The organism is Flavobacterium petrolei, assembly GCF_003314435.2.
GTDB lineage: Bacteria > Bacteroidota > Bacteroidia > Flavobacteriales > Flavobacteriaceae > Flavobacterium > Flavobacterium petrolei.
Genome location: NZ_QNVY02000005.1, coordinates 91,586 through 113,467 on the forward strand (window position 1 = coordinate 91,586; position 21,882 = coordinate 113,467).

Annotated in this window: 17 protein-coding genes and 1 pseudogene; 11 read left to right on the top strand and 7 right to left on the bottom strand. The window is 31.0% G+C overall.

The features are described from left to right. Positions 1-24: 24 nt before the first annotated feature. From DR871_RS13740 to DR871_RS13760, 5 genes and pseudogenes are all read right to left on the bottom strand, one after another. Complete coding sequence (locus tag DR871_RS13740; RefSeq protein ID WP_113666767.1) at positions 25-1,296, bottom strand: YaiO family outer membrane beta-barrel protein; 1,272 nt, start codon at positions 1,294-1,296, stop codon at positions 25-27. Next, positions 1,293-2,735 carry a glycosyltransferase family 2 protein gene (locus tag DR871_RS13745; protein ID WP_113666768.1) on the bottom strand — a complete coding sequence of 481 codons (1,443 nt, stop codon included), beginning with the start codon at positions 2,733-2,735 and terminating at the stop codon, positions 1,293-1,295. The genes DR871_RS13740 and DR871_RS13745 overlap by 4 nt, the downstream gene beginning before the upstream one ends. Further along, positions 2,735-3,796 (bottom strand): HEAT repeat domain-containing protein, encoded by a 1,062-nt coding sequence (locus DR871_RS13750; RefSeq protein ID WP_113666769.1) that lies wholly within the window; start codon positions 3,794-3,796, stop codon positions 2,735-2,737. The genes DR871_RS13745 and DR871_RS13750 overlap by 1 nt, the downstream gene beginning before the upstream one ends. A gap of 433 nt (positions 3,797-4,229) precedes the next feature. After that, positions 4,230-4,499: pseudogene (locus tag DR871_RS13755) on the bottom strand (DUF2400 family protein); the annotation flags it as partial. A gap of 24 nt (positions 4,500-4,523) precedes the next feature. After that, positions 4,524-6,275: a recombinase family protein gene (locus tag DR871_RS13760; protein ID WP_113666770.1), complete on the bottom strand. Its 1,752-nt coding sequence runs from the start codon at positions 6,273-6,275 to the stop codon at positions 4,524-4,526. An 84-nt stretch (positions 6,276-6,359) separates the two neighbouring features. Here DR871_RS13760 and DR871_RS13765 point away from each other — a divergent pair, with 84 nt between their 5' ends. Continuing rightward, positions 6,360-6,815 (top strand): hypothetical protein, encoded by a 456-nt coding sequence (locus DR871_RS13765; protein ID WP_113666771.1) that lies wholly within the window; start codon positions 6,360-6,362, stop codon positions 6,813-6,815. 245 nt (positions 6,816-7,060) lie between these two features. Here DR871_RS13765 and DR871_RS13770 read toward each other — a convergent pair whose 3' ends face one another. Then, positions 7,061-7,891, bottom strand: coding sequence for a hypothetical protein (locus tag DR871_RS13770; protein ID WP_113666772.1), 831 nt, complete (start codon positions 7,889-7,891; stop codon positions 7,061-7,063). A 1,596-nt stretch (positions 7,892-9,487) separates the two neighbouring features. Between DR871_RS13770 and DR871_RS13775 the strand changes: the two genes are divergently transcribed. The 10 genes from DR871_RS13775 (at position 9,488) to DR871_RS13820 (ending at position 21,250) form a co-directional block, all read left to right on the top strand. Then, positions 9,488-11,050 (top strand): type I restriction-modification system subunit M, encoded by a 1,563-nt coding sequence (locus DR871_RS13775; RefSeq protein ID WP_113666773.1) that lies wholly within the window; start codon positions 9,488-9,490, stop codon positions 11,048-11,050. After that, positions 11,047-12,333: a restriction endonuclease subunit S gene (locus tag DR871_RS13780; RefSeq protein WP_113666774.1), complete on the top strand. Its 1,287-nt coding sequence runs from the start codon at positions 11,047-11,049 to the stop codon at positions 12,331-12,333. The genes DR871_RS13775 and DR871_RS13780 overlap by 4 nt, the downstream gene beginning before the upstream one ends. A gap of 4 nt (positions 12,334-12,337) precedes the next feature. Beyond that, positions 12,338-13,090 (top strand): PDDEXK-like family protein, encoded by a 753-nt coding sequence (locus DR871_RS13785; RefSeq protein ID WP_113666775.1) that lies wholly within the window; start codon positions 12,338-12,340, stop codon positions 13,088-13,090. A gap of 1 nt (position 13,091) precedes the next feature. Then, the gene (locus DR871_RS13790) at positions 13,092-13,652 is read left to right on the top strand and encodes a hypothetical protein (RefSeq protein WP_113666776.1); all 561 of its coding nucleotides are present in this window, start codon (positions 13,092-13,094) and stop codon (positions 13,650-13,652) included. A gap of 2 nt (positions 13,653-13,654) precedes the next feature. Continuing rightward, a complete protein-coding gene (locus DR871_RS13795; RefSeq protein WP_113666777.1) occupies positions 13,655-16,834 on the top strand; it encodes a type I restriction endonuclease subunit R in 3,180 nt (1,059 codons plus the stop codon). Further along, positions 16,827-17,519: a M48 family metallopeptidase gene (locus DR871_RS13800; RefSeq protein WP_113666778.1), complete on the top strand. Its 693-nt coding sequence runs from the start codon at positions 16,827-16,829 to the stop codon at positions 17,517-17,519. Before DR871_RS13795 ends, DR871_RS13800 begins: the two co-directional genes overlap by 8 nt. Positions 17,520-17,675: 156 nt before the next feature. Continuing rightward, positions 17,676-18,779, top strand: a complete 1,104-nt coding sequence (locus DR871_RS13805; protein ID WP_113666779.1) for a hypothetical protein — start codon at positions 17,676-17,678, stop codon at positions 18,777-18,779. Between the two features lie 160 nt (positions 18,780-18,939). Continuing rightward, a complete protein-coding gene (locus DR871_RS13810; RefSeq protein WP_113666780.1) occupies positions 18,940-19,230 on the top strand; it encodes a YgjP-like metallopeptidase domain-containing protein in 291 nt (96 codons plus the stop codon). A gap of 42 nt (positions 19,231-19,272) precedes the next feature. Further along, complete coding sequence (locus DR871_RS13815) at positions 19,273-20,073, top strand: hypothetical protein (protein ID WP_113666781.1); 801 nt, start codon at positions 19,273-19,275, stop codon at positions 20,071-20,073. A gap of 166 nt (positions 20,074-20,239) precedes the next feature. Continuing rightward, positions 20,240-21,250, top strand: a complete 1,011-nt coding sequence (locus tag DR871_RS13820; RefSeq protein ID WP_129752547.1) for a hypothetical protein — start codon at positions 20,240-20,242, stop codon at positions 21,248-21,250. A gap of 25 nt (positions 21,251-21,275) precedes the next feature. Here DR871_RS13820 and DR871_RS13825 read toward each other — a convergent pair whose 3' ends face one another. After that, entirely contained in the window at positions 21,276-21,674 is a 399-nt protein-coding gene (locus DR871_RS13825; protein WP_113666783.1) for a hypothetical protein, read from the bottom strand. Positions 21,675-21,882: the final 208 nt, after the last annotated feature.

Here is a 21,882-nt window from a genome sequence, read left to right on the forward strand (position 1 = left end):
GTTCAGCCTTTTATTTAACATATTTTAGAATTTATATTGGAACATTAATGAGAGTTCCAATTCATTTTGTGTTAAGTTTCGAACGTATTCTTGTTGATTATAGGTAAGTTGAATTCCTACAATATAATGATTGTTGAATATTCGGTAATAACCGGTACCCAACCGATACGAATCCAGTGAAATTCGCTCTTTAAATTGTCCTAAAGTAGTCCGCTCTTCCGGGGAAGAACCGTAGCCAGAGGTAAAAGTTACGTAATCAAATCGGGTATCAAAATAATATCGCATAGTCAAGGTAACAGCGGGATAATAATCTTGTTTGTCTTTTTGAATAAAAGTTCTCAGATTAATCCAATAGGACCCAATGTATTTCCCGAGACCAATAACTATGGTATTAAATTCAGTACCATCTTGGGTTTTTAAATAGCGGAGACCTAAATCACCTTCCCAGCCTTTTTTAAAATTTTGATAAAAAGAATATCCCAGTCTTATTTTTGGAAAAACAAGATCATTACTGTATGCCGCGCTCACATAGGAATAATTGTTTTTGCCCGTAAAAAAATACGATTCGGCTTCATATTGAATTCCGTCAGCTATACTCTGACCTGAGGATAACCGATCAGCATAATTGATTCTCCCAATCAAGGATCCCCATTGGCGTTCTCTTATGTATTGAAAACCCAGTAAATGCCATGGTCCGTATCCTTTTCTGTCAAAAGTGGTATAACTGTAATTGATACCTGCTCGATCCGATTTCATCTTTGATTCCAGTTGAAAAATCAGTTGTGTAACGGCATCATCATTTGGATTTTTTGCTTGTAACGTTTTTAAATATTCATATTCTTTTTTTCTATCCTTTTGCAACTGGAAAACAGTAAGTTTTTTTTGTTCAAAGTTTTTATTTCCAGGATGTTTCGTAAGGGCTTGGTCTATTGTAACTAAGGCATTGTTGTAATTTTCATCCTCTAATTCAAGATTGATTAAATAGTTAAAAGTGTCCTCATTGTCGGGATTTTTTTCTATATAATAGTTGTAATAATATCTAGCGCTATCCTTCTTTTGCAGTAAATCATAGTTTCTACCCAAAAGCAAATAGTAATCTAAATACGCAGGAGCAATTTTTTTCCCTAATAAAGCTCTTTCAATATTTTTTTCATAGTTTTTATTGGTTTGCATGTCTTTTATAATGACCGTGAGTAGACTATCAGAATCAATTTTTTGAGCTGATAAATTTGGGTTAGACAGAAATAATAAAAAAATTAAAAAACTGGCAGTGTTTAAAATTTTGTTTAGAATCATAATGTTACTTTTTCAGTTGTTGCAAATCCTTTTCGAATCATAACGCCCCATTTTTGTTCTGTTTGTCTAAAAAAGAACCAATAACCCTTTAACGATGCGTATACATTCAAAGGATGATATACGAATGGTTCTATGATGGCCATGAAAATCAAGACCATTAATTCTTTGTAATTAGCATAGCTTTTGTACAATAAATCGTCAATTAGGATGGATATTAGTGTAATTAATAAATAAAATATATAGACAAACAATCCCATAGTGACGAGATATTCAATATTTATGGAGTGGTTGAAAAATCCTATAATCAGTGCGATAATTCCAAGTAATTCAACAATTGGTACTAAGAATTCGAATACAAAGAAAAAGGGTAAAATCAGGAATGCTGTTTTACCATATTTTGGGTTTAAAAACATTTTTCGGTGCAGAAAAAGCGTCTGAACAAGTCCTCTGGCCCACCTGGTACGTTGTCTCAGCAACACTTCCCTTGTTTCTGGAACTTCAGTCCAGCACAACGATTCCGGAATGTATTTAATTAAGAATTTTTGCTTATTTTCATGCATGTGTTTTCGCATTCGGGTGATCAGTTCCATATCTTCGCCTAACGATTTATGCCAATAACCACCTACTTTAATAGCTATTTCTTTGTCAAACATTCCTAATCCGCCAGAAACTAAAAGCAAACCATTGATTTGGCTCCAAGCCATTCTGCCAAAAAGAAACGAGCGAACATATTCTAATTCCTGAAATCTAGGATACCAGTCTTTAGGGAAATGCACTTTATGCAAAAAGCCATCTTTTACCTCACAGGAATTCGATATTCTGATTCCGGCACCCGTTGCGATTACGCGGGTTTCATTTTCCATAAATGGCTTTGCTAATTTAAGAATTGTATCTCTTTTGAGAATACAATCGACATCAGTACAGAGAAACAAAGGATATTGTGACGAATTTATTCCTGCATTGGATCCATCCGCTTTACTTTTTCCGTTTTCTTTATCCACGACCATAAGTTTGGAATATATAGGATTAGTGGATTTATAATGACCCCGAACGGGTCTGGTCACAATTTTTTCCTGATAATAGAAATCAATTTTTACTAATTCAAATTCCGTGATCAACTTGGTTAACGTGTCATCTGTGCTTCCATCATTGACAATAATGATTTCGTATTTTGGATACGTCAGTGACAATAATGATTTTACATTATAAACGATGCTAACGCCCTCATTAAAAGCTGGTGCAACAATGGATACGCCTAACAAATGATTCGATCTAATAAGAATATCTTCCGAAATATATTTTTGGTATCTAAGATGTTTTAGTATAGCAAAATAGGAAAGAATGGACAGTAAAACGTAGAATAAAATGTAGGTAAGCGAGAAAAGTGAAACGAATATTTCATAAAAGTGAATAAGCTGATATGTGAGACTGTTTATCATTATAAATATATTTCTCTGACATGTTTTGTCATTTTTGTAATATCAAAATCATTGATTGCTACTAAATTCAGTTCTAATTTGTCTAATTCGTTTAGGCATGCAACCGCTTTTAGTTTTATGTCTTTATTAGTCGCTTTCGGAATTGTATTTTCTAAAAAAGGAACTATACTTTCATCACCTATAACCATTAATGTTTCTAGAATTTCTAATTGAATATCGGGAGATACTTTATTGAAAAGTTGTATCAATTCCGTTTTAGCTTCTGTTAGAAACAGTTCTCGGATAGCGATAATAGCCTCTTTTTTTAAAGTATCATCATCATTATAAATTAATGAAATAATTCCTTTAGCCTGTTTTCTATAATTGTAGTACACCATTATCTTCAGCCCTAATTTCGTGACCGAATTATTTTCTGTTTCAATCCATTCATCAATATTTTTAGGAATAGCGATTTTTTTTTCATGTAAAATATCCATTATTTTTATCATATTCAGATGCGATATAGTGGACGATTGTTGTTTCAAACTTTCCATGTGATTTTCGGATAAGGAAATGTAAGCCATGTTAGCATTTGACCGAATCACAATATTCGGGTGTTTCAGATAGGGTTTTATTAAAGCACTTCCTTTTTTATAATCTAAAGCCTGAAAATGATAAAAGCCCTCGCATTTATAAAAACTTCTAAAATCACGGATTAATCGTGCGGAGTATTTATCAAGATTCAAAGCTTGGTAAAAAACATTGATTTGTTCCGATGCTTTTCCTTTTAAACTGTGTTTAAAACGAATCATATCATTGATAATCATTTCCTTGCACCAAGTCTTATGAAGCGGTATTTCTTTTTTAAAGAGGGATAATTTAGTACTTAATTTTTTGTCCTTTCGATCTGACAGAATAATTTCAGTCAAAAAAGTTTCAGCTTTATTGCTTATTGCTTCTCTGCGGGGTTTGTTGTGTTCGTAGCGTATTCTTTTTAACAATAAAAAAATTGTCAATAATAAGGTTGAAAACAATAGGAATGGAATAATGTAATATTGCAGGTAGTTAGTGATTAAATCCATGATTAGCAGTATTTTATAATATAATATTACAAATAAAATAAAGCTTGAAGAAATATTTTCGACGTATAACATTTAAATCCTTTAAAACACATAATCCAAAAAAAGCAATGTTGTTTTTTGTAGAATTTCTATTTTTAGAAATTTATTTTTCGCAGTTTTATTAGAGTCTTTGAATTTAATTAAGGATTTTTTATCAAAGCTACGAGTAGAGTAGGGATTTCATTTTTTTACCGTGTATTATTCGAACATTGTGCACCGAAACAATTCATAAGTCTAAATTGTATTAATGGTAAACCCTTTTTTTGGAAGCTAAAGAAGGATTTACAAAGTAAATAGGTTGCCTTTATTTGAAGTTTAATTAATAAGATGAATCAACAGAGAATGCCCAAAAGGAATTTCCTTGTTGAAATATTGTTTTTTGGTGTGAAAACGCTTAAAATCCCTCGAAAATACCTAATCCAAATAAAGCAAAATCATATTTAACAGGATCAGCATTGTCAAATTCACGAAGTTTCAAATCCAATTCAGACAAGGCTTTGCCATCGTTCTGTTTTCTGGTTAATATTCCTAATTTTCTGGCTACATTTCCGGAATGTACGTCCAAAGGGCAGGATAATGAAGCTGGTGAAATGCTTTTCCAAATTCCTAAATCGACTCCTTTATTGTCTTGACGAATCATCCATCTCAGATACATATCTATACGGTTAATTAATGTAGTCTGAATTTTTTAATTAAATTCAACAAGGTTATTATTATCAAGTACTATTTCATCCATCATCATTGAAACAGAATCACCAGCAACAAAATCAATAAAATCTTCATCAGTGTATGGAATCCCTTTGTAATCAAATAAAGCTTTTTCATTTTCTATATCTTGTAGACGCTGTTGTTCACTTATTGCTTCACCCCGTGAATAATACAACCAAATCCATTTCAAACTGAACCAATTGGTTGTAAATGTTGAATACTCTTCAAATCCTTTATACTTAATTACAACGTTAAAAATACCACCCTTATCCAGCTTCTTATGTATGACAGTAATTCTTTCAACTAACGAATGAATAAGTCTTTTGGTGTCATCAAAATTTGTTGTAAGTTTATATTCATTAGTAGCATTTTCAACTTTTAGCTTAGCAAAATTTGAATCAGATTCAAGTATTTCAGATTTTAAAATTTCAATATTATTTTTTAGACTACCAATATCTTTTACATTTTTCTTATACTGTTCTCTAATGGAATCATCATCTTCTAAATCCTCATCATTCAACCATTTTAAATACTTTTCCTTTAATTTAATTTTCTTTTTGAGCTCTTCTTCATATTTAAATAATTTACTTTTTAAAACAACACCATTATCTGTATTAATGGGCAAGTTTATTAATAATTCTTTCAAGTTTTTATTAATAAATAGATGTTGAATTAGAAAGTTTTCAAATCTAACAATTGATAAACCACGTGATTTAGGACATTTACCTTGTTGAATGCATTTGTAAGCTGAATCTTTATTTACAATTCTTTTTTTGCCACGATATTCTTTGCCACAACAACCGCAAATTATTAAACCATTTAATAGATATTTAAACTCACTTCTTTTACCAACTTTTTGTTTGTTATTAACAAGGTTTCGATTTACTCTATCAAATAAATCCTCAGTTACAATTGCTGGCACATTTGCTTCGATTCGTTGTTTCTTATCTTTTTGGAGACGATTCCAAACTCTAATACCTTTATAAGTAGTATTCTTTAGCATGTCATATATAACATTACCACGCCACTTAATTGTAGCTTTATTAAATACTTTTTTTTCACCTGTATAAGCATCGTAACGAATAAAAGAATCTCTCTTACTAACATTTTGAAACTTAGTTGGTATTTCATCAGCATTTAAAATGTTAGCAATTGTATAAGTTCCATCACCAGCAAGACTTAAATTAAATATTCTAAGAACAATATCAGCTTCAGTTGGAATTATTTGATACTTTCCATCTTTTCCTTTTTCATAACCATAAGGCAGACCACCGTGCGTAAAACCTTCAGATGCACGTTTGTCAAATGTCAGATTAACTTTTTCACGTGTTTGTTCAGCAAATAATTGATTAGTTAATGATTGAATACTAGTTGCAAATTTTATTGCTGGGTCAGTTAAATCTGTCTCAATACCTTTAGGATAAAACTTAACATCTTTTTTATTGACTTGATACAAGAATATCTGCCAAATTTTAGGGTTTCTTTCTAGTCTTGCTTGGTCTATTACATACACAGCTGTTATCTTTCCTTTATCAATATCTTTCATTAAGTATGCAAATGAAGGTCTATCTTCAATTTCTTCTTTAGTTCCAGATATACCAATATCAGTATAAACTTTATACTGCATTCCAAGCTTCAAAGCTATTTTGACTCCTTCAGCTGTTTGAATTTCAATTGAAGTATCTTTTCCCACAGCTTTATTTCCAGAAATACGTGTATAAATACCTAACATATTTTTTTTAGCAAATATAACTAATTAGTTTAGAAGGGTGATTAAGGTAGTATATTAAAAACTAACTTTAAAAACTTTATAAAAATGAAAAAGACTGCTAAAAACAAATTTGATTATTTGTTTGATTTCACATTACTACTAAATGATAAAATTATTTGCCAACGGAATTTTAATATAAGGGATTATAATCATAATTGCCAAAAATCACTCGAAATTAAAGAAATGATTTCAGAGGTAATAATGATAATTGAAAGCCAACTAAAAAATAAAAGTTTAGATTATTTATGGGAATCATATAATCCATTTACACCGAAAATTATACCCCAAATCAATTCTGAAAAAATCAAAAGTGACCTGTTTAAATTGAATATTAGCATGAATTCAGAAATCATGGTAAGCGGTTGTTTTGATGGATGTAAATATCCGCCAAAAATTCGACACCAAGTTGATATTAAGCCATTGGTTCCAATTTTAATAGAAATAATAAGGCTCTATATCAGTGGTGCTGAATATGATTTAATAACGGTTATATCTCAATAAAAAAACATGAAAAACTAAAAAGTTTTTGATTCAATAAATCAAAAGTTTTTGTCAAATCGTGGAAATTAGCATCAAAAGGAAAAATGGTTTCTTCTATTCTGATATTTTCTCAAGTTTTAAATTTCTAATTACAGATAACTTGTTAATATAAAAACAATAAAGGCTAGTCAACTAAGATTAGCCTTCTGTTTTTTTGATTTTCTTGTTTTAAAACCAAACATGTGACCATCTTTCAGCTTTATAATCTAATCCATTTCATCTGAAAATAGACTGTTATCAATATGCTTTAGACTTGATTTAGCATAATATTTACTTGAATTTGGAATTTTTATTACTTCCTCTTGCAGTACAATACCGCCATCTTCAAAATCTATATTTACCATTTGAAAATCAAACTTTTGACCATTTTTAATTTGGTTAATAAATATGTTTCCAACATTAGCACAATAATCTAAATCATCAAATTTCAAAGTTATTAATCCATTATTAAGATGTGAATCATCGGAAAGTACTTTTGCTTTACAACCAGTGTAACCAATTGTAATTTCATCTTTATCACCCTCGTGCTCATTTTGAATTAGTTTAATATCTACAATTGAAGCATTGATAGACTCTGGAATTATTAAATTGTGTTCATTCTTTTTTGAAACGTCATTACCTTTCCTATTTTTCATTATCCAAGCGTAATTCTCATCTTTTGTTTTCTTTTCAGTTGGTAAAATTTTAAAACCGATTTTATTAAGATGTTCATCCGTATATATCCATTTTTCAATCTGGATTAGTTCCACCTCTCGAAGGTCTTCTTTATGTTTACCATCATTATATGGCTCCGTGTTGATATAACCATTTGTATTCAGCCATTGAAATGCTGTTTGAATAGTTTTCTTTTTATAATTTCCAAGTTCTTCAGCCAATGTATTACTGACTTTATAATATGGCTCACCCTGTATATTTCTCGAAATCACATCACATAGGATATATTTCTGAAGCAGTGTTAGTTCTGTACGCATTACTTTAGGAAATAAGCGTAGGTAATTATCGAGACCTTCTGTCTCATACTTTTTTTTGGTAATCATTGTATTATGGTATTATCGACTTCATCTACACCTTTTCGGTTGAAGATTGCTTTATTTTTTTGCCAAATATTAATCAATTAGACTAATACCTTTTATGGCTTATTGGAGTTATTCTGGACTGAATCTAATCAACAAGGTTCACACCCTCTTTTGGTTGAAGATTCTTATTTACCAAATGCTAATTAAGAAAATTAGCATCTCAAATCTGGTTTTACAAATATACTTAGACTTTATTGTTGTTTCAACTTAAATTTCAGTTGGTATATGTTTTTTATTATTAAGTTTCAGTATTATAACAGTTAAATCACTTAATTGAAATAGCATACCTGTCCTTTTTATATAGCATACCCATGCAACTTGAATAACATAGACTATCCCATTATTATAGCATATCCCATACTATACATATAACAATAGATAATACTATAAATTAAAATAAAAAGAAAATTATATATGATAGTATGATAACTTTTAAAATAAGTTAAAATCATTATAATTAAATAAAAAAAATACACTTCAATTACTTTTAATTTGCCTTCGGCATATCCTTTTTAAATAATTATAAAATATAATACCAATTGCCGAAGGCTATTATTTAGATAAACTATATCAACTGTAAAAATTAGTTGGTTACTTAAAGTAAAATAGAAAAACATAACAAGCCGTAGGCTATTACTAAAATAACTATTCAACTAAATATTATCTGAATTATTATTACTTAATTTTAATTACAATAAAAATCCTATACCAACAGTGCCGAAGGTTACTATGTAGATAAACCTATATCAACTAAATATTATTTGGATTAACTTACTTCTATAATTAAAACATACCAACTACCCGAAGGGAAACCTTTTTTTTATTTTTATATAAAACCCACATCAACCAAAAGAATTTAAACCAGTTACTTGAAGACCAATTGCACCCCAGTTCCGCTACACCCCCCTCTGTACCACTCCCCCCGTTACCACCCTAATAGTAGCCCCCCGTACCCATACTATTTATGGGGTATAGATATGTAAACCAAAATCCTGGCATATTTTTTCTCAAAATTATTTCAAGAAGAGTCATTCTCCAAAATTTTTTTTTTTGAATTTTTTGAGACAAATCTTTGAAACCGAATAGTACTATTTGTGTACCTTAACTATCAAATACCGCTCCCTTTTCCCGCTAGAGCCGCACGTTAATAGGAGATAACAATTCAGAAAAACATTGTTTTTGATGCGGTAATCAACGAAAAGTATAGATAGGCTTGCGAACGTTAATACTTTTTTGATTTTGATTTATTTAGACTAGGATGTATGTCATGTTTGGCCTCAGTTAATTGATTTAATGCTATCTTATTTTTGAATATTTCTTGCCTTTTACGGGAAACCGTAATGAATTGATTTATAGGAAATGTAAATTTGATTTAAGTATCTTTTTTTACTAATGGTAAAAGTAATTACCTATAAAAAAGTATTATTTATTCTTAATATTTGCATTACATTTAGCATCAAAAAACATTCAAGACCCTATTAAAAAGGATATTTGAATCACCAGTTGAAAAAATGTTTTCAAAAAGAATAAAAAGATTATTAAAGAACAATAAACATAATGTCCGATAAAAAATTAAAATTAGAAACATTAGAATCTTGGCTTTGGGATTCAGCAAACATATTACGTGGAAGCATTGATTCCTCAGATTTCAAGAACTACATATTTGGCTTATTGTTCTTAAAACGCTCCAATGATGTCTTTGAAGAAGAAGTAGAAACCATCATGAACCGTGATGACGTTTCTCGTGAAGTGGCAGAGGATGAAACCTATTTCCAAATGCCATTGGAATCTCGCTGGGAAACCATCAAGAAAGAAACCGAGAACATTGGTATTGCTTTAGACAAGGCTTTTGCTGGAATAGAGCGTGAAAACACTTCCTTGGAAGGCGTAATGACCGCTACCAAGTTTGGTGACAAAGAAAAATTATCGGATGAATTATTACAACGCCTTTTAAGGCACTTTAACCAACATTCCCTAAGAAACTCCCATCTGGAATCCAATGACTTATTAGGGGATGCCTATGAGTATTTGATTAAGATGTTTGCTGATGATGCTGGTAAAAAAGGTGGTGAATTCTATACTCCGAGAGGTGTAGTGCAATTGATTGTACAACTGATAAAACCAGAACCCAAACAAAAAGTATATGACCCAACTTGTGGTTCTGGTGGTATGCTGATTGAATCGGCTCGATACATTGCGGAACAACCCAATGGAAAAGTAGGAAACAATATAAACGTTTCATTGTACGGACAAGAAAAAAACTTGGGTACATGGGCAATTGGTAAATTGAACATGTTACTCCACAACTTTATGGATGCGGATATCCGTAAGGGTGACACTTTAATCACACCTCAACATAAAAACGAAAATAACGAACTCGATTTGTTTGACCGTGTGATTGCCAATCCCCCGTTTTCGATGGATGGATGGTGGACACCAGCCGAAAACTCTATTGAAGTAAAGCTAGACAAAGACGGCAAAGAAAAGAAAGTAACCCCCAATTATGCGAAAGTAGTAAGCGACCCTTACGGACGTTTCCAGTACGGAATACCGCCTAGAGGTTATGCCGATTTGGCTTTCTTGCAACACATGGTAGCGGTCTTGAAACAAGACGGAAAAGCGGGTGTTGTTTTACCTCATGGTACATTATTTAGAAGTGGAACCGAAGGAGTAATTCGTAAAGCATTATTAGAAGCTGATTTAGTAGAAGGTATCGTAGGATTGCCAAGTGCGTTGTTCTACAATACAGGCATACCCGCCTCAATTTGGATTATTAATAAAAATAAAACCGAAGCCCAAAAAGGCAAAATATCCATTATTGACGCTAGTAGTGACTATAAAGAAGGTAAAAACCAAAACGAATTACTACCAAAGCATCTTGCTAAAATTGTAAAAGCCTACGATGGTGCTATCGATATTGACAAATACATGCGTATTGTTCCTATTGCCGAGTTGGCTGAAAATGATTACAACTTGAATATCTCTCGTTTCATAAATACAAGTGAAGCGGAAATTGAAGTAAATATTAAAGCGGTGCACCAAAAGCTTTCTCAATTAGAAAAACGTGAAACAGAAATTGATATGAAGTTGGCTGGTTTTTTAAAGGAATTGGGGATATGATAGAAGGATATAAAGATTCTGAATTGGGTTTTATTCCAAATGACTGGAAACTTATTGAATTAAGGGATGTTGCAAAATGCACTGTTGGAATAGCAACATCTACAACACATGCGTATTGCGATAATGGAGTTATACTTCTAAGAAATCAAAACATTAAAGAGGGGAAAATAGCATTAAATGATATTTTATATATCAATCCCGAATTTGATGAACTAAATAAATCAAAAAGATTACGAGAAAATGATATTATTACTGTAAGAACAGGGTATCCTGGAATCAGTGCGGTAGTTCCAAAGGAATTAGACGGGTCACAATCTTTCACAACATTAATTATTAGACTTAATGAACAAAAACCATTGAGTAATTTTTTGTGTTATTATATCAATTCTGAACAAGGGAAAACATTTTTCACAAACAATCAAGCTGGAGGAGGTCAACAAAATGTTGGAGCAAAAACTTTAGAAAGGATGAAAATTCCAATTCCACCCATTCCAGAACAACAAAAAATAGCCGAAATATTGAGTACTGTAGATGATAAAATTGAGGTCATAGACCAACAAATAATCGAATCCCAAGTACTCAAAAAAGGCTTGATGCAACGCTTATTTACTAAGGGTATTGGTCATACTGAGTTTAAAGATTCTCCTTTGGGTGAGATTCCTAAGAGTTGGATAGTAAATGAAATTGAGTTGATGGAGATTGAATTAATTGATGGCGATAGAGGTAGTAACTATCCAAAATCCAACGATTTTAATAATGTAGGTCACTGTTTATTTCTTTCAGCAAAAAATGTTACTAAAAATGGGTTTAAATTCAAAGATTGTCAATTCGTTAATGAAGAACGAGATAGATTGTTAAGAAAAGGTAAGCTTTCAAGAAATGATTTTGTAATTACGACCAGAGGAAGTGTCGGACATATAGCTTTATATGACGATTCAATTCCTTTTGAACATGTTAGGTTAAACTCTGGAATGGTAATTCTCCGAGATAGTAAAATGAATTTCAAAATACAATTCCTATATCAACTTTTGAAAAGTCCAATATTTAAATCACAAGTTGAATTCATAACAAGCGGAAGTGCTCAACCACAATTAACCATTGCGGGATTAAAAAAGCTTAAATTACCTATCCCATCAATAGACGAACAATTGATTATTGGAGATATATTAACAACAATTTCTGAAAAACTTGAAGTTCTATCTGAAAAGAAAACTCACTACCAGGAACTCAAAGAAGGATTGATGCAACAATTGTTAACGGGGAAAATTAGGGTAAAAGTATAACGGTATGGATAATGACATAGCCAATATTGAAGCCTTAATTTGTGAGTACGATGCTGTAAAACTTAATTTTCAGCAAGAACGAATTGCCGAAGATATTCCTAAATACAATGCACTTCTGGATGATTTTACGGTAATGAAAAAAGAGTATCACAGTTGGAATCGAACAAAAGCGGAACGCTATAATATTTTCCATATTCTCAACATTCGCCATGGAGAAACTAAAACGCATACCCCTTATTTAATCAATTTATTAAATCCAAAAGCCTCACACGCTCATGGTTTGTTGTTTTTTAATTTGTTTATCAATGCTATTGCTCCAGAGAGTAAAAAACATCTTTACAAGAATTTAAAAGTTTCTAATCTTCGGGTAAAAGAAGAAAAATCAACTGAGGATGGACGATTGGATATTTTTATAGAGAGTTTTGGTCTTAAAGAACGATTTGTCATTGTCATTGAGAATAAAATAAATGCTGGTGACCAAGAGAAACAACTGGAAAGATATTATAACCATTGCCAAAAATCTGGATATACAGATGGTAACATACTATTGATTTACTTAACCAAATGCAGAAAAGATGCAAGTGATTCTTCCATGCCATTTCTGCAAAGAGAAAGATTAAAAGAAGCGAGTGTACTTGTAAATATGAGTTACCGCCAAGACATAAAAAACGTCCTTAAAACATATATCAAAGAGCTAAAATCAAAAAAAGTGAGATTTATAGCCAAACAATATTTAGACATTATAAAAACATTCTAACATGAGCGAATACGAAAATAGAATATTCGATACCCTAACTGCATCTGACGATAAGTTTAAATCAGCCTTTGAAATATCGAATCACTTGAACGGAGTTAAAAAAAAGTTGATTAAGCAATTTTGGAAAAGCGTAGAAAAAGACCTCAATGAATTAATTGCAAATAGCGAAGAGAGTTTTAAAGTAGTATTGGATAATGATATATTTCACCCCACTTCAAAATGTTATTTATACGACGGGAAAAATAAATCTGTACGAGTTTTGTTTGAAATATTATCAGCGAAACAAACCTTTGGAATTTGGTTTTATGACGACAACATAAATTATGAAAAAATAAGTGAATATAGAAAACAAGTAAATTCAGAGTTTAATGAATATTCTTTCAATCATTGGTGGTTTGCAAAAACACATGTACAAAATGATTTTAATTCTTTCGATTCATTACTGATGATTTTACCAACTAAAATGAATGATTATAGTAAGTCAAAAGCCCAAGAATTATTTGATTTTGCAGTAGCAAATAAAGTACATACCGAATACATTATTAATAATTGTCTTAACTAATTATGAGTCAATCACCAGAATATATTCATAGCGAGTTACCAGCCATAGCGTTATTCCAAGAAATGGGCTACCACTTTTACAATGGGGAGCAACATCAAGAACGCAATGATATAACTGAGGTGATACTCAAAGAACGACTGTTAATAGCAATCAAGCGAATAAATCCTTGGATAAATGACAATAACCTAAATAAAGCCTATACATTAATTACATCGGTTAATGGAGCTTCGTTAATGGAGATTAACCAGAAGATTTGGGAACATATCAGAGGAGGAACGTATACGGTAAAACAAGTTATTGATGGCATAGAAGGATTTCATTCGGTACATTTTATAGATTATGAAATCATTGACAACAATGATTTCTTGGTGGTCAATCAAATGTCATTTCATAATAGAGTTGGTAGAAAATCAAGACCAGATTTAGTTGTATTTATTAACGGACTGCCTATTGGAGTTATTGAGTGCAAATCTCCAGTTGCTCCTAATGCTTGGGATTCTGCTTATAGCGATTTAAAAGAATATCAGGACTTAAATCAGAAATTATTTCATTATAACCAAATATGTGTGGGTATCTGGCAAATGGACGGTCGTTATGGAGCGATTAACTCACCTCAACAATTTTATTCGGTTTTTAAAACCAATAAAGAAGACAAAGACATTTTGGCTCAAGCCAAAACAGAACAGGATAAATTATTGATAGCCCTTTTCAAGAAAGAGCGGGTTTTGGATATTATTCGTCACTTTGTGTTATTTGAACTAGATGAAGGCGTTACTATTAAAAAATTACCACGATACCAACAAATAAGAGCGACTAACAAAACCATAGAACGCTTACAAGCGGGAGAAGGTGGTGTGGTTTGGCATACTCAAGGTTCTGGTAAATCGCTAACAATGGCTTATGTTACTCGTAAATTACAAGCCCCCGAATACGGTTTTGATAATCCCACCGTGATGATAATGACCGATAGAAAGGATTTGGACAGACAAATTACCACTACCCTTCAAAACGTTGGTTTCAAAAATGTAAACCAAGCTTCATCAGTTATACACTTAGATAAATTATTACGCAATGATTACGGGGGAATTATCACCACTACTATACAAAAATTTCAAGAAACAGATAAAGAAGCAACGGAATCTGCTGACCAAACAGAACTGGAAGAGCGAGGCAATTTGATGATTGAAAAACATCTGAAAGATAAAACGCTTGTCAAAATTACCAAAGAACTTCAAAAAGGGAAATGGGTTGAAATTGACCGTGTAGAGATTGAGCTAGAAGAGCTTTCTAAAAAAGAAAACCTTTACATTCTCGTTGATGAAGCACACCGCAGTCATTATGGTTTTCTGGCTTCATTTATGCGAACTGTTTTACCCAATGCGAAGTTTATTGCCTTCACTGGAACACCAATATCAAAAGAAGATAAATCAACTCTTGGTGAATTTTATGGTGGCGATTACATCGATGTTTATACTATTAAAGAATCAGTTGCAGATGGAGCAACTGTTGAGTTGTTGTACGATGAAGGGATATGTAAATTAGATGTTAAGAAAGAAGAACTCGATAAAGAATTTGAAAAAAACTTTGCCGATGCATCCGAAGAAAAGAAAGACAAACTAAAGCGAGAAGCACTTCGCAAGTACCAATTATCAGCGGAACGAATTGAAGACATTAGCAAACATCTAATTGACCATTTCAAAAATAAAATTCATCCAGATGGTCACAAAGCAATGTTAGTATGTAGCGGTAGAGAAGCTGCTATCAAATACCAACAAACTTTACATAGGCTCAAAGAAGAAGGTTACCACAATTTCAGTTCTAAAGTAGTCGTAAGTATTAGTTCTCTAAAAACAGATGCTATTGCCAAAGATTATTATGAAACCTTGGAATGGAACAGGAATAATCCAAGCAATAAAAAGCCAATATACGTTGTGCCACCCGAAGACATCAAAGATGCCACGGATGATTTCAAATTACCTTTTGGCAACGAAACTGAAACTGAAAAATCGGGTAAAAAGAAGTTTGATAACACAGCAATCATGATAGTTTCTGACATGCTACTTACTGGTTGGGACGCTCCCATTGCTTCATGTTTGTATCTGGACAAACCTTTAAAGGAACATAACCTTTTGCAAGCTATTGCCAGAGTAAACCGTTCCCGAAAAGGAAAAAGTGCTGGTTTTATTGTAGACTATAACGGAATCACTGCTTACCTAATTCAAGCCTTAGAAATCTTTTCTGGAGACCTTAGACCCGATGATATTTTGAAAAATATAAATGAGGAATTCCCGAAGTTAGAAATGAATCATACCAAGTTAATTGATTTCTTTAAACCAATGAAAATTGATAGAAATTACGATAGAGATGCTTACATTGATTCAGCAGTTCGATTCATAGAACCAATAGACCGAAGAGATGATTTCAAATCCTTGTTGAAGGATTTTAACAAGTCGATTAACATTGTTTTGCCCAATACCAAAGCATTGAAGTACCAAGGAGATTTCAAGCTCTTCAATGAGATTAAATTAAGAGCAAGAAATGCATTTCCAGATGATGATGAATTAAAAATTAGCAAGGATGAAAGTAAAATGCTTCAAGCCATGATTGATGAACATTTAAAATCAAACGGAGTTCATAGTCTGTTGGCTGAACCTATCTCCATTATTGATAAAGATAAATTTAAAGAAGAAATCATGAACGCATCACCAGCAACCAAAGAGTTGAAGATGCGAAACAACTTGAAGCATGTTATAAAAGTGGGACTGGATAAGAATCCCGATTTCTACAAACCACTGGCTCAAAGGCTAGATGAGTTATTAAAACAAAAAGAAGCTCAACGAATTGATGAGGCTCAATTGCTTATTGCTTACACTGCGTTGCAAGATGAAATCATTGATGAGCAAAAAGAAGGGGAACAAAAAGGTTTTGTGACGGAACGACAACGAGCCGTTTACAACTCTATGAAAACCCTATTCGATGGAACTGCCGAAGATGCCACCAAAACCCTGTTTGACCTTATCCAAGGCGAGCTGAGTATTGTAGCTTGGGAGAATAAAGGTCAAGTTCAAAAAGATATTGAAAACAAGATTATTCGGTTTTTGAGTACTAAGTTGGAACGGTCAGAAGCTAAGGCAAAAGCAAGAGAGATGGTCGATGTTTTAAAGAAGAATAGAGATGTATAGCGTGCAATATGGCAATCACACCATTGAGTATTCGATAGAAGTAAAAGAAGGTCTTAAATCGCATTATATCAGTGTAGAAAAAGGACGTGGTGTTATTCTTAAAGGGAAGTCTATCCCAGTCGAGCAAGCTGATAAATTGATACTTAAGAAAGCCAAATGGGTTCTGGACAAACTAGAGTTAGTAAGTGCCATTAGTGATGGTGAGATTGTAACTGGCTCCCGCATTCAATACCTTGGAAGAAAGTATTATGTTGAGCTTATTATCGAAAATGACAGTGCTAAAATCACTATTGATTTCACGGAATCTAAATTTAAAATTACACTACCTAACCAACTTAATACACAGGAGAATTTACAGCAAGCTTTTGAAAACTATTTCAGAATAAAAGCACAGGAAAAAATTGAACCTATCTTGAAAAAGAAGTCAAAATTGACTGGTTTGGAATACAACAACGTTAGGTTCATGAAGCTTGAAAAACGCTGGGGAAGTTGTACACCATCCAACACTATCATAATCAATATTAACGCTATTAAACTACCATTTTCGCTTATCGAATATTTAGTTATTCATGAGTTAGTACACACCAAAATAAAAAACCATTCCAAAGAATTTTGGGCTGAGCTGTCTAAGTACATTTCTAATTGGAAAGAATTAGATGAAAAGATGTACGGAATGAAGTTGTAAATAAAGATGGTTGTTTATCAAATAACAAAGTATGAAAGTTCTAGACATTTATAATAAATTAGATAAAAATAATACCAACCACTTTTAAAATAATACCGTAAAAATCTAAAAATAGTAGACAGACTTCTAGTTATTAAAAAACATTAAATAAAAAGTATGGATTTCAATAAAAATATAATATTATCTATAAATAAAGTCAAAATTTATCCAGGAGAAGTTTTTGATTTTGTCCGAGTTTATATAATGGAAGGTTTTGGCGAAATTGAAGGAAAGTGTATAATAGTTTATAAAAGAAGAAAGGACAATATTTCGATTTCATTTAGTATTCAACAATACAGATATTTTACTGTTAATGGAGGTAAAATGGATATACCTAATTTTGATGGATTTGACTTTAAGAGTTTACCAATATTGACAAGTGAATATTTCAATAAAAGAAATCAATCTGGTTTAAATTTTGTTGATACATTCACCGTTGTAAAAGGTAATGTTGAAATTGAAAAACATCATCCAAATTTAGATGTAAACCAACCAATTATTGGTATAGGTTTAGATTGGATGGAATCTTCAATAATAGAGAAAGCACAAATAAAAAAGCGACAAACCGACTATAAAGAAAATGAATATAAAGAAAAGTTAAAATTACAAAAACTGGAGGAAAAGAGAATTAAATTTTTAAGTAGAAAAATCGACAATAAATCAGATGATGAATACGACCAGAGTACTCAAAGATGTAGTTTTAATTATAAAAAAGAAGATTTATATGGTGTTACATTTGCTTTAAAAAAAATAACACAACCCGTTGTAAAAACAGCTGATTTTTATGAGGATGCAATGAATAGCAAGCTGACTTATGTTGGTTTTATGGGACCAACGATATCATTTTCAATAAGGACTCTTTTTAGTTTTAATTTAATTTCTAGTAATATTATTAGGTTTCACGAATTTATGGAGCCAGAAAATTATATTGAATATGGAGATGACCTTATTTGCATTATTCCAAAACAATTTAAAATAGTTGAAGTAGATGACTTAATTCAAAATGAAACAAAAAAAGTTATGTTTCCTTACTACTATTATAAAGATTTTGTAGAAATGAAAAATAAATATTTGGAAACTAAAACATATAGTAAAACTGAGTTTAATGATTTCTTATCTACTTTTCATGGTGGTCCTCTAGAACCTCGTTATGTAGGAGCGGAAACATCAAAACAAATATTAATCGATATGCAGAACTCAATGCCACTTAAAAGAAAATAGCTAAAAAACATTTAATTTTAAATATTGCTGAAGTCCATTTCCAAGGTGAAGTACGAAGTAATAAAAATAAATGGTTACAAATTTTAACAAAAAACAAAACTAATATTTATAATTATTTTTCATACAATCATACAGAAATAAAATTGGATATAGAGCTATTATGCTAATTGCTTACCCTATTGGGTTAACTGGAATTGTAAATAGAAAAGCTTTAAATAGAAATTCAACTCAACGTCTAAACGGACATACATTGTATAACGAAATTTTCATTTACTTAATCCACCATAATCCTTGCGGTCATCTAATTGATATTCTGCTTAATTATGTAATTATTCATCAAGTGGTATCTACCAAAGTAAAAAATCACTGCAAAGAATTTTGGGCTGAATTATCCAAACACAACCCACACTGGAAAGAGTTCGATGAAAAGATGTATGGGATGAAGTTGTAAATAAAACTAATTAAACATCAATTGCAAACTAATTAAAAGACTATGAAAATTACTAAAGACACTCCTGTTCATCAAAGGAGACAAATATATGTTGGGTCACAGGTCGAAGTTGACATAATGAATACTCGGGAATTTCACTTTTCTAAAATTTTATTAGATACAATAACTTATACTGGTCTTTTTAAAATGCTTACCAATCCAAAAAAAGCTTCTTACAATTATATAGTTAAAAAGCCTCAATCTTGTTTAATTGACGATGCTGTCAACGAATTTACTTTTCCCCCATACCATCCTGTAAGTAATACTATTTATTCATGTTCAGATTCTGACCCTAATTTATATATCCCATTAGCAGAATTTCATGAATATGTATTCCAATCTAAACTTTCTTCATTTAAAGAATTGTGTTCAACTTTAGGAGCGAAAAATTGTATTATTACATATGCTGAAGAAGATGGTATCGACATCACGGCCAAAGTAAAAGCAGAAAACATACCAACTGAAGCTGGTGTGATAGATGGTGATATTAATGGTAGTAGTAGCACAAAAAAAGATGCCATATTAAAATTTAATTGTTCCTTCGCAAAACCAAAAGCACCAATTAAAGAATATAAAAGTAATTGGATGAAAAGTGAGTCTTCATGGATAACTCTTCAAAAAATCAGATTAGAAGGAGGTTGTAAAAAAGATAAAGCTGAAGTGAGTTATACAGATGACATGAATATCAATGTTGATTTAGCTTTAAAGTTAGAAAAGATGGGTGTGGGAATTGGAGGAACATTTAAAAAAATCAAAACAAGAAAGCTTACTTATGAAATTGAATTTTGGCCTATTGAGGACTAATGCCATTTTTTTTTTCTGTAAACTATGAATAATCAATACATTTTTGCTCAAATATTTAATACTAAAAAAACATATGAAAAACATACTAATCCTAATCTTAGCTTTTTATTCATTACAGAATTGTTATTCGCAAAATATTGATTACTCTTCTTTTTATAGAAATAGAATGGAAATATTAGAATTTATTGGTTTAAAACAAAATGTCAAAAGTGTTAAAGGTTTCATGTATTTACCAATTGAAAAATTTGGTGAAGTTGAAAATGGAAAGTTAATCTATAATTGCTACAAAAAATTTAACACAAAAGAGCAAATATTAGAATACAAAACATACACTTACAATAATTTATCAAATGGAAAAATCCATGAAACATACTTATATAATGAAATAGGCAACAAAATTGAGAAGAATAATTATTATACTAACCTTGAATCACAGGGAGAATTATTATCTAGAGAAAGATATAAATATGATGAAAGTAACAATTTAAATGATGACAGCCATTATAACTCTGATGGAAGTTTGTCCTCAAAAACAACTTATACATATAATGAGAACCAAAAAGAAATAGAAAAAAAAATTATATCTAACTGGAGTAATAAACAAGAATTTAACATAATTACCAAAAAATACGATATTAATAATAATATTGTAGAAATAAATTCAGATAGTCCATATTACTATGGTAAAACGAAAGAAATTTTCACCTTAGATGAAAGAAACAATATCTTAATAGAAAAATGCTTGTCATCAACTGACGGAAATTTATTATACTACAAAACTTACAAGTATGATATCCAGAATAATAAAATTGAATATAATTCTTTCAATGAAAAAGGCTTATTTAATTATAAAATAACATACAAATATGATGAAAGAAATAATGTAACAGAAGAAAACAAATATAAAACTGATGGAATATTATTAAATACAGAAACTTGTATCTATGATGAAAACAATAAAAAAATAGAGGAAAGCATAAATGGTAAGAGAGCAACTTATGTATATGACACAACTGGTATTTTGATTGAATCTAACTATTATACTTCCGCTGGTAATTTAAAATCAAGGAATTTTTCAAAGTTTGAATATGATATAAAGGGTAATTGGATAAAAAGAATAGATTTTAAAGATGAAAAAGCAATTATGAAATACGAAAGAGTAATCGAATATTTTTAGTGAAATTATTCGATAAAGTGTAAATTTAAAAATTGTAATTCTCAGCTTGATTGTCCCAATCAAATGTTATTACACCCGACACAATTATCTCCTCAATATTTTTACCTTTTAGATTATCAGCCAACCAAGTTAAAATTACTGAGCTACCATCAAATTGATTTTCTCTATCATTAATTGGATTAGCTGAAAGCCATACCGAAAAAACCACTGGATTCAAAATATCTTTTGAAAGGTACATATTAGATTTTTTAATAAAAGATTTCCTAGTACCCCAGTTTTGTGGATAACTAATATTATTAATAATTTCTATATTCATCTCTTCTGTCGGTTCGCCTGTTATCAAACCACTGTAAGTTTTACACATGTGAAATGCTTCCAGTGTTACTATTTTTCCAGCTGCTAATTTTATTTTAATATTTTCCATAACAATACCCTTTCCCTATAAATATTATAAAGTTTTAAATTAGATTCATTAATTGCAACTCTTTATTACCTCAAAAATTTAGCCCTCAAAAAATAATTTGTATTTTTTTAGTGTGGGTATAAAAAGCACACTCTCAACTCAATAAACAGTTTAAAAATTTCAATACATTTTGTATGCAAATAGAGTATACTTTATTTGCATACATCGA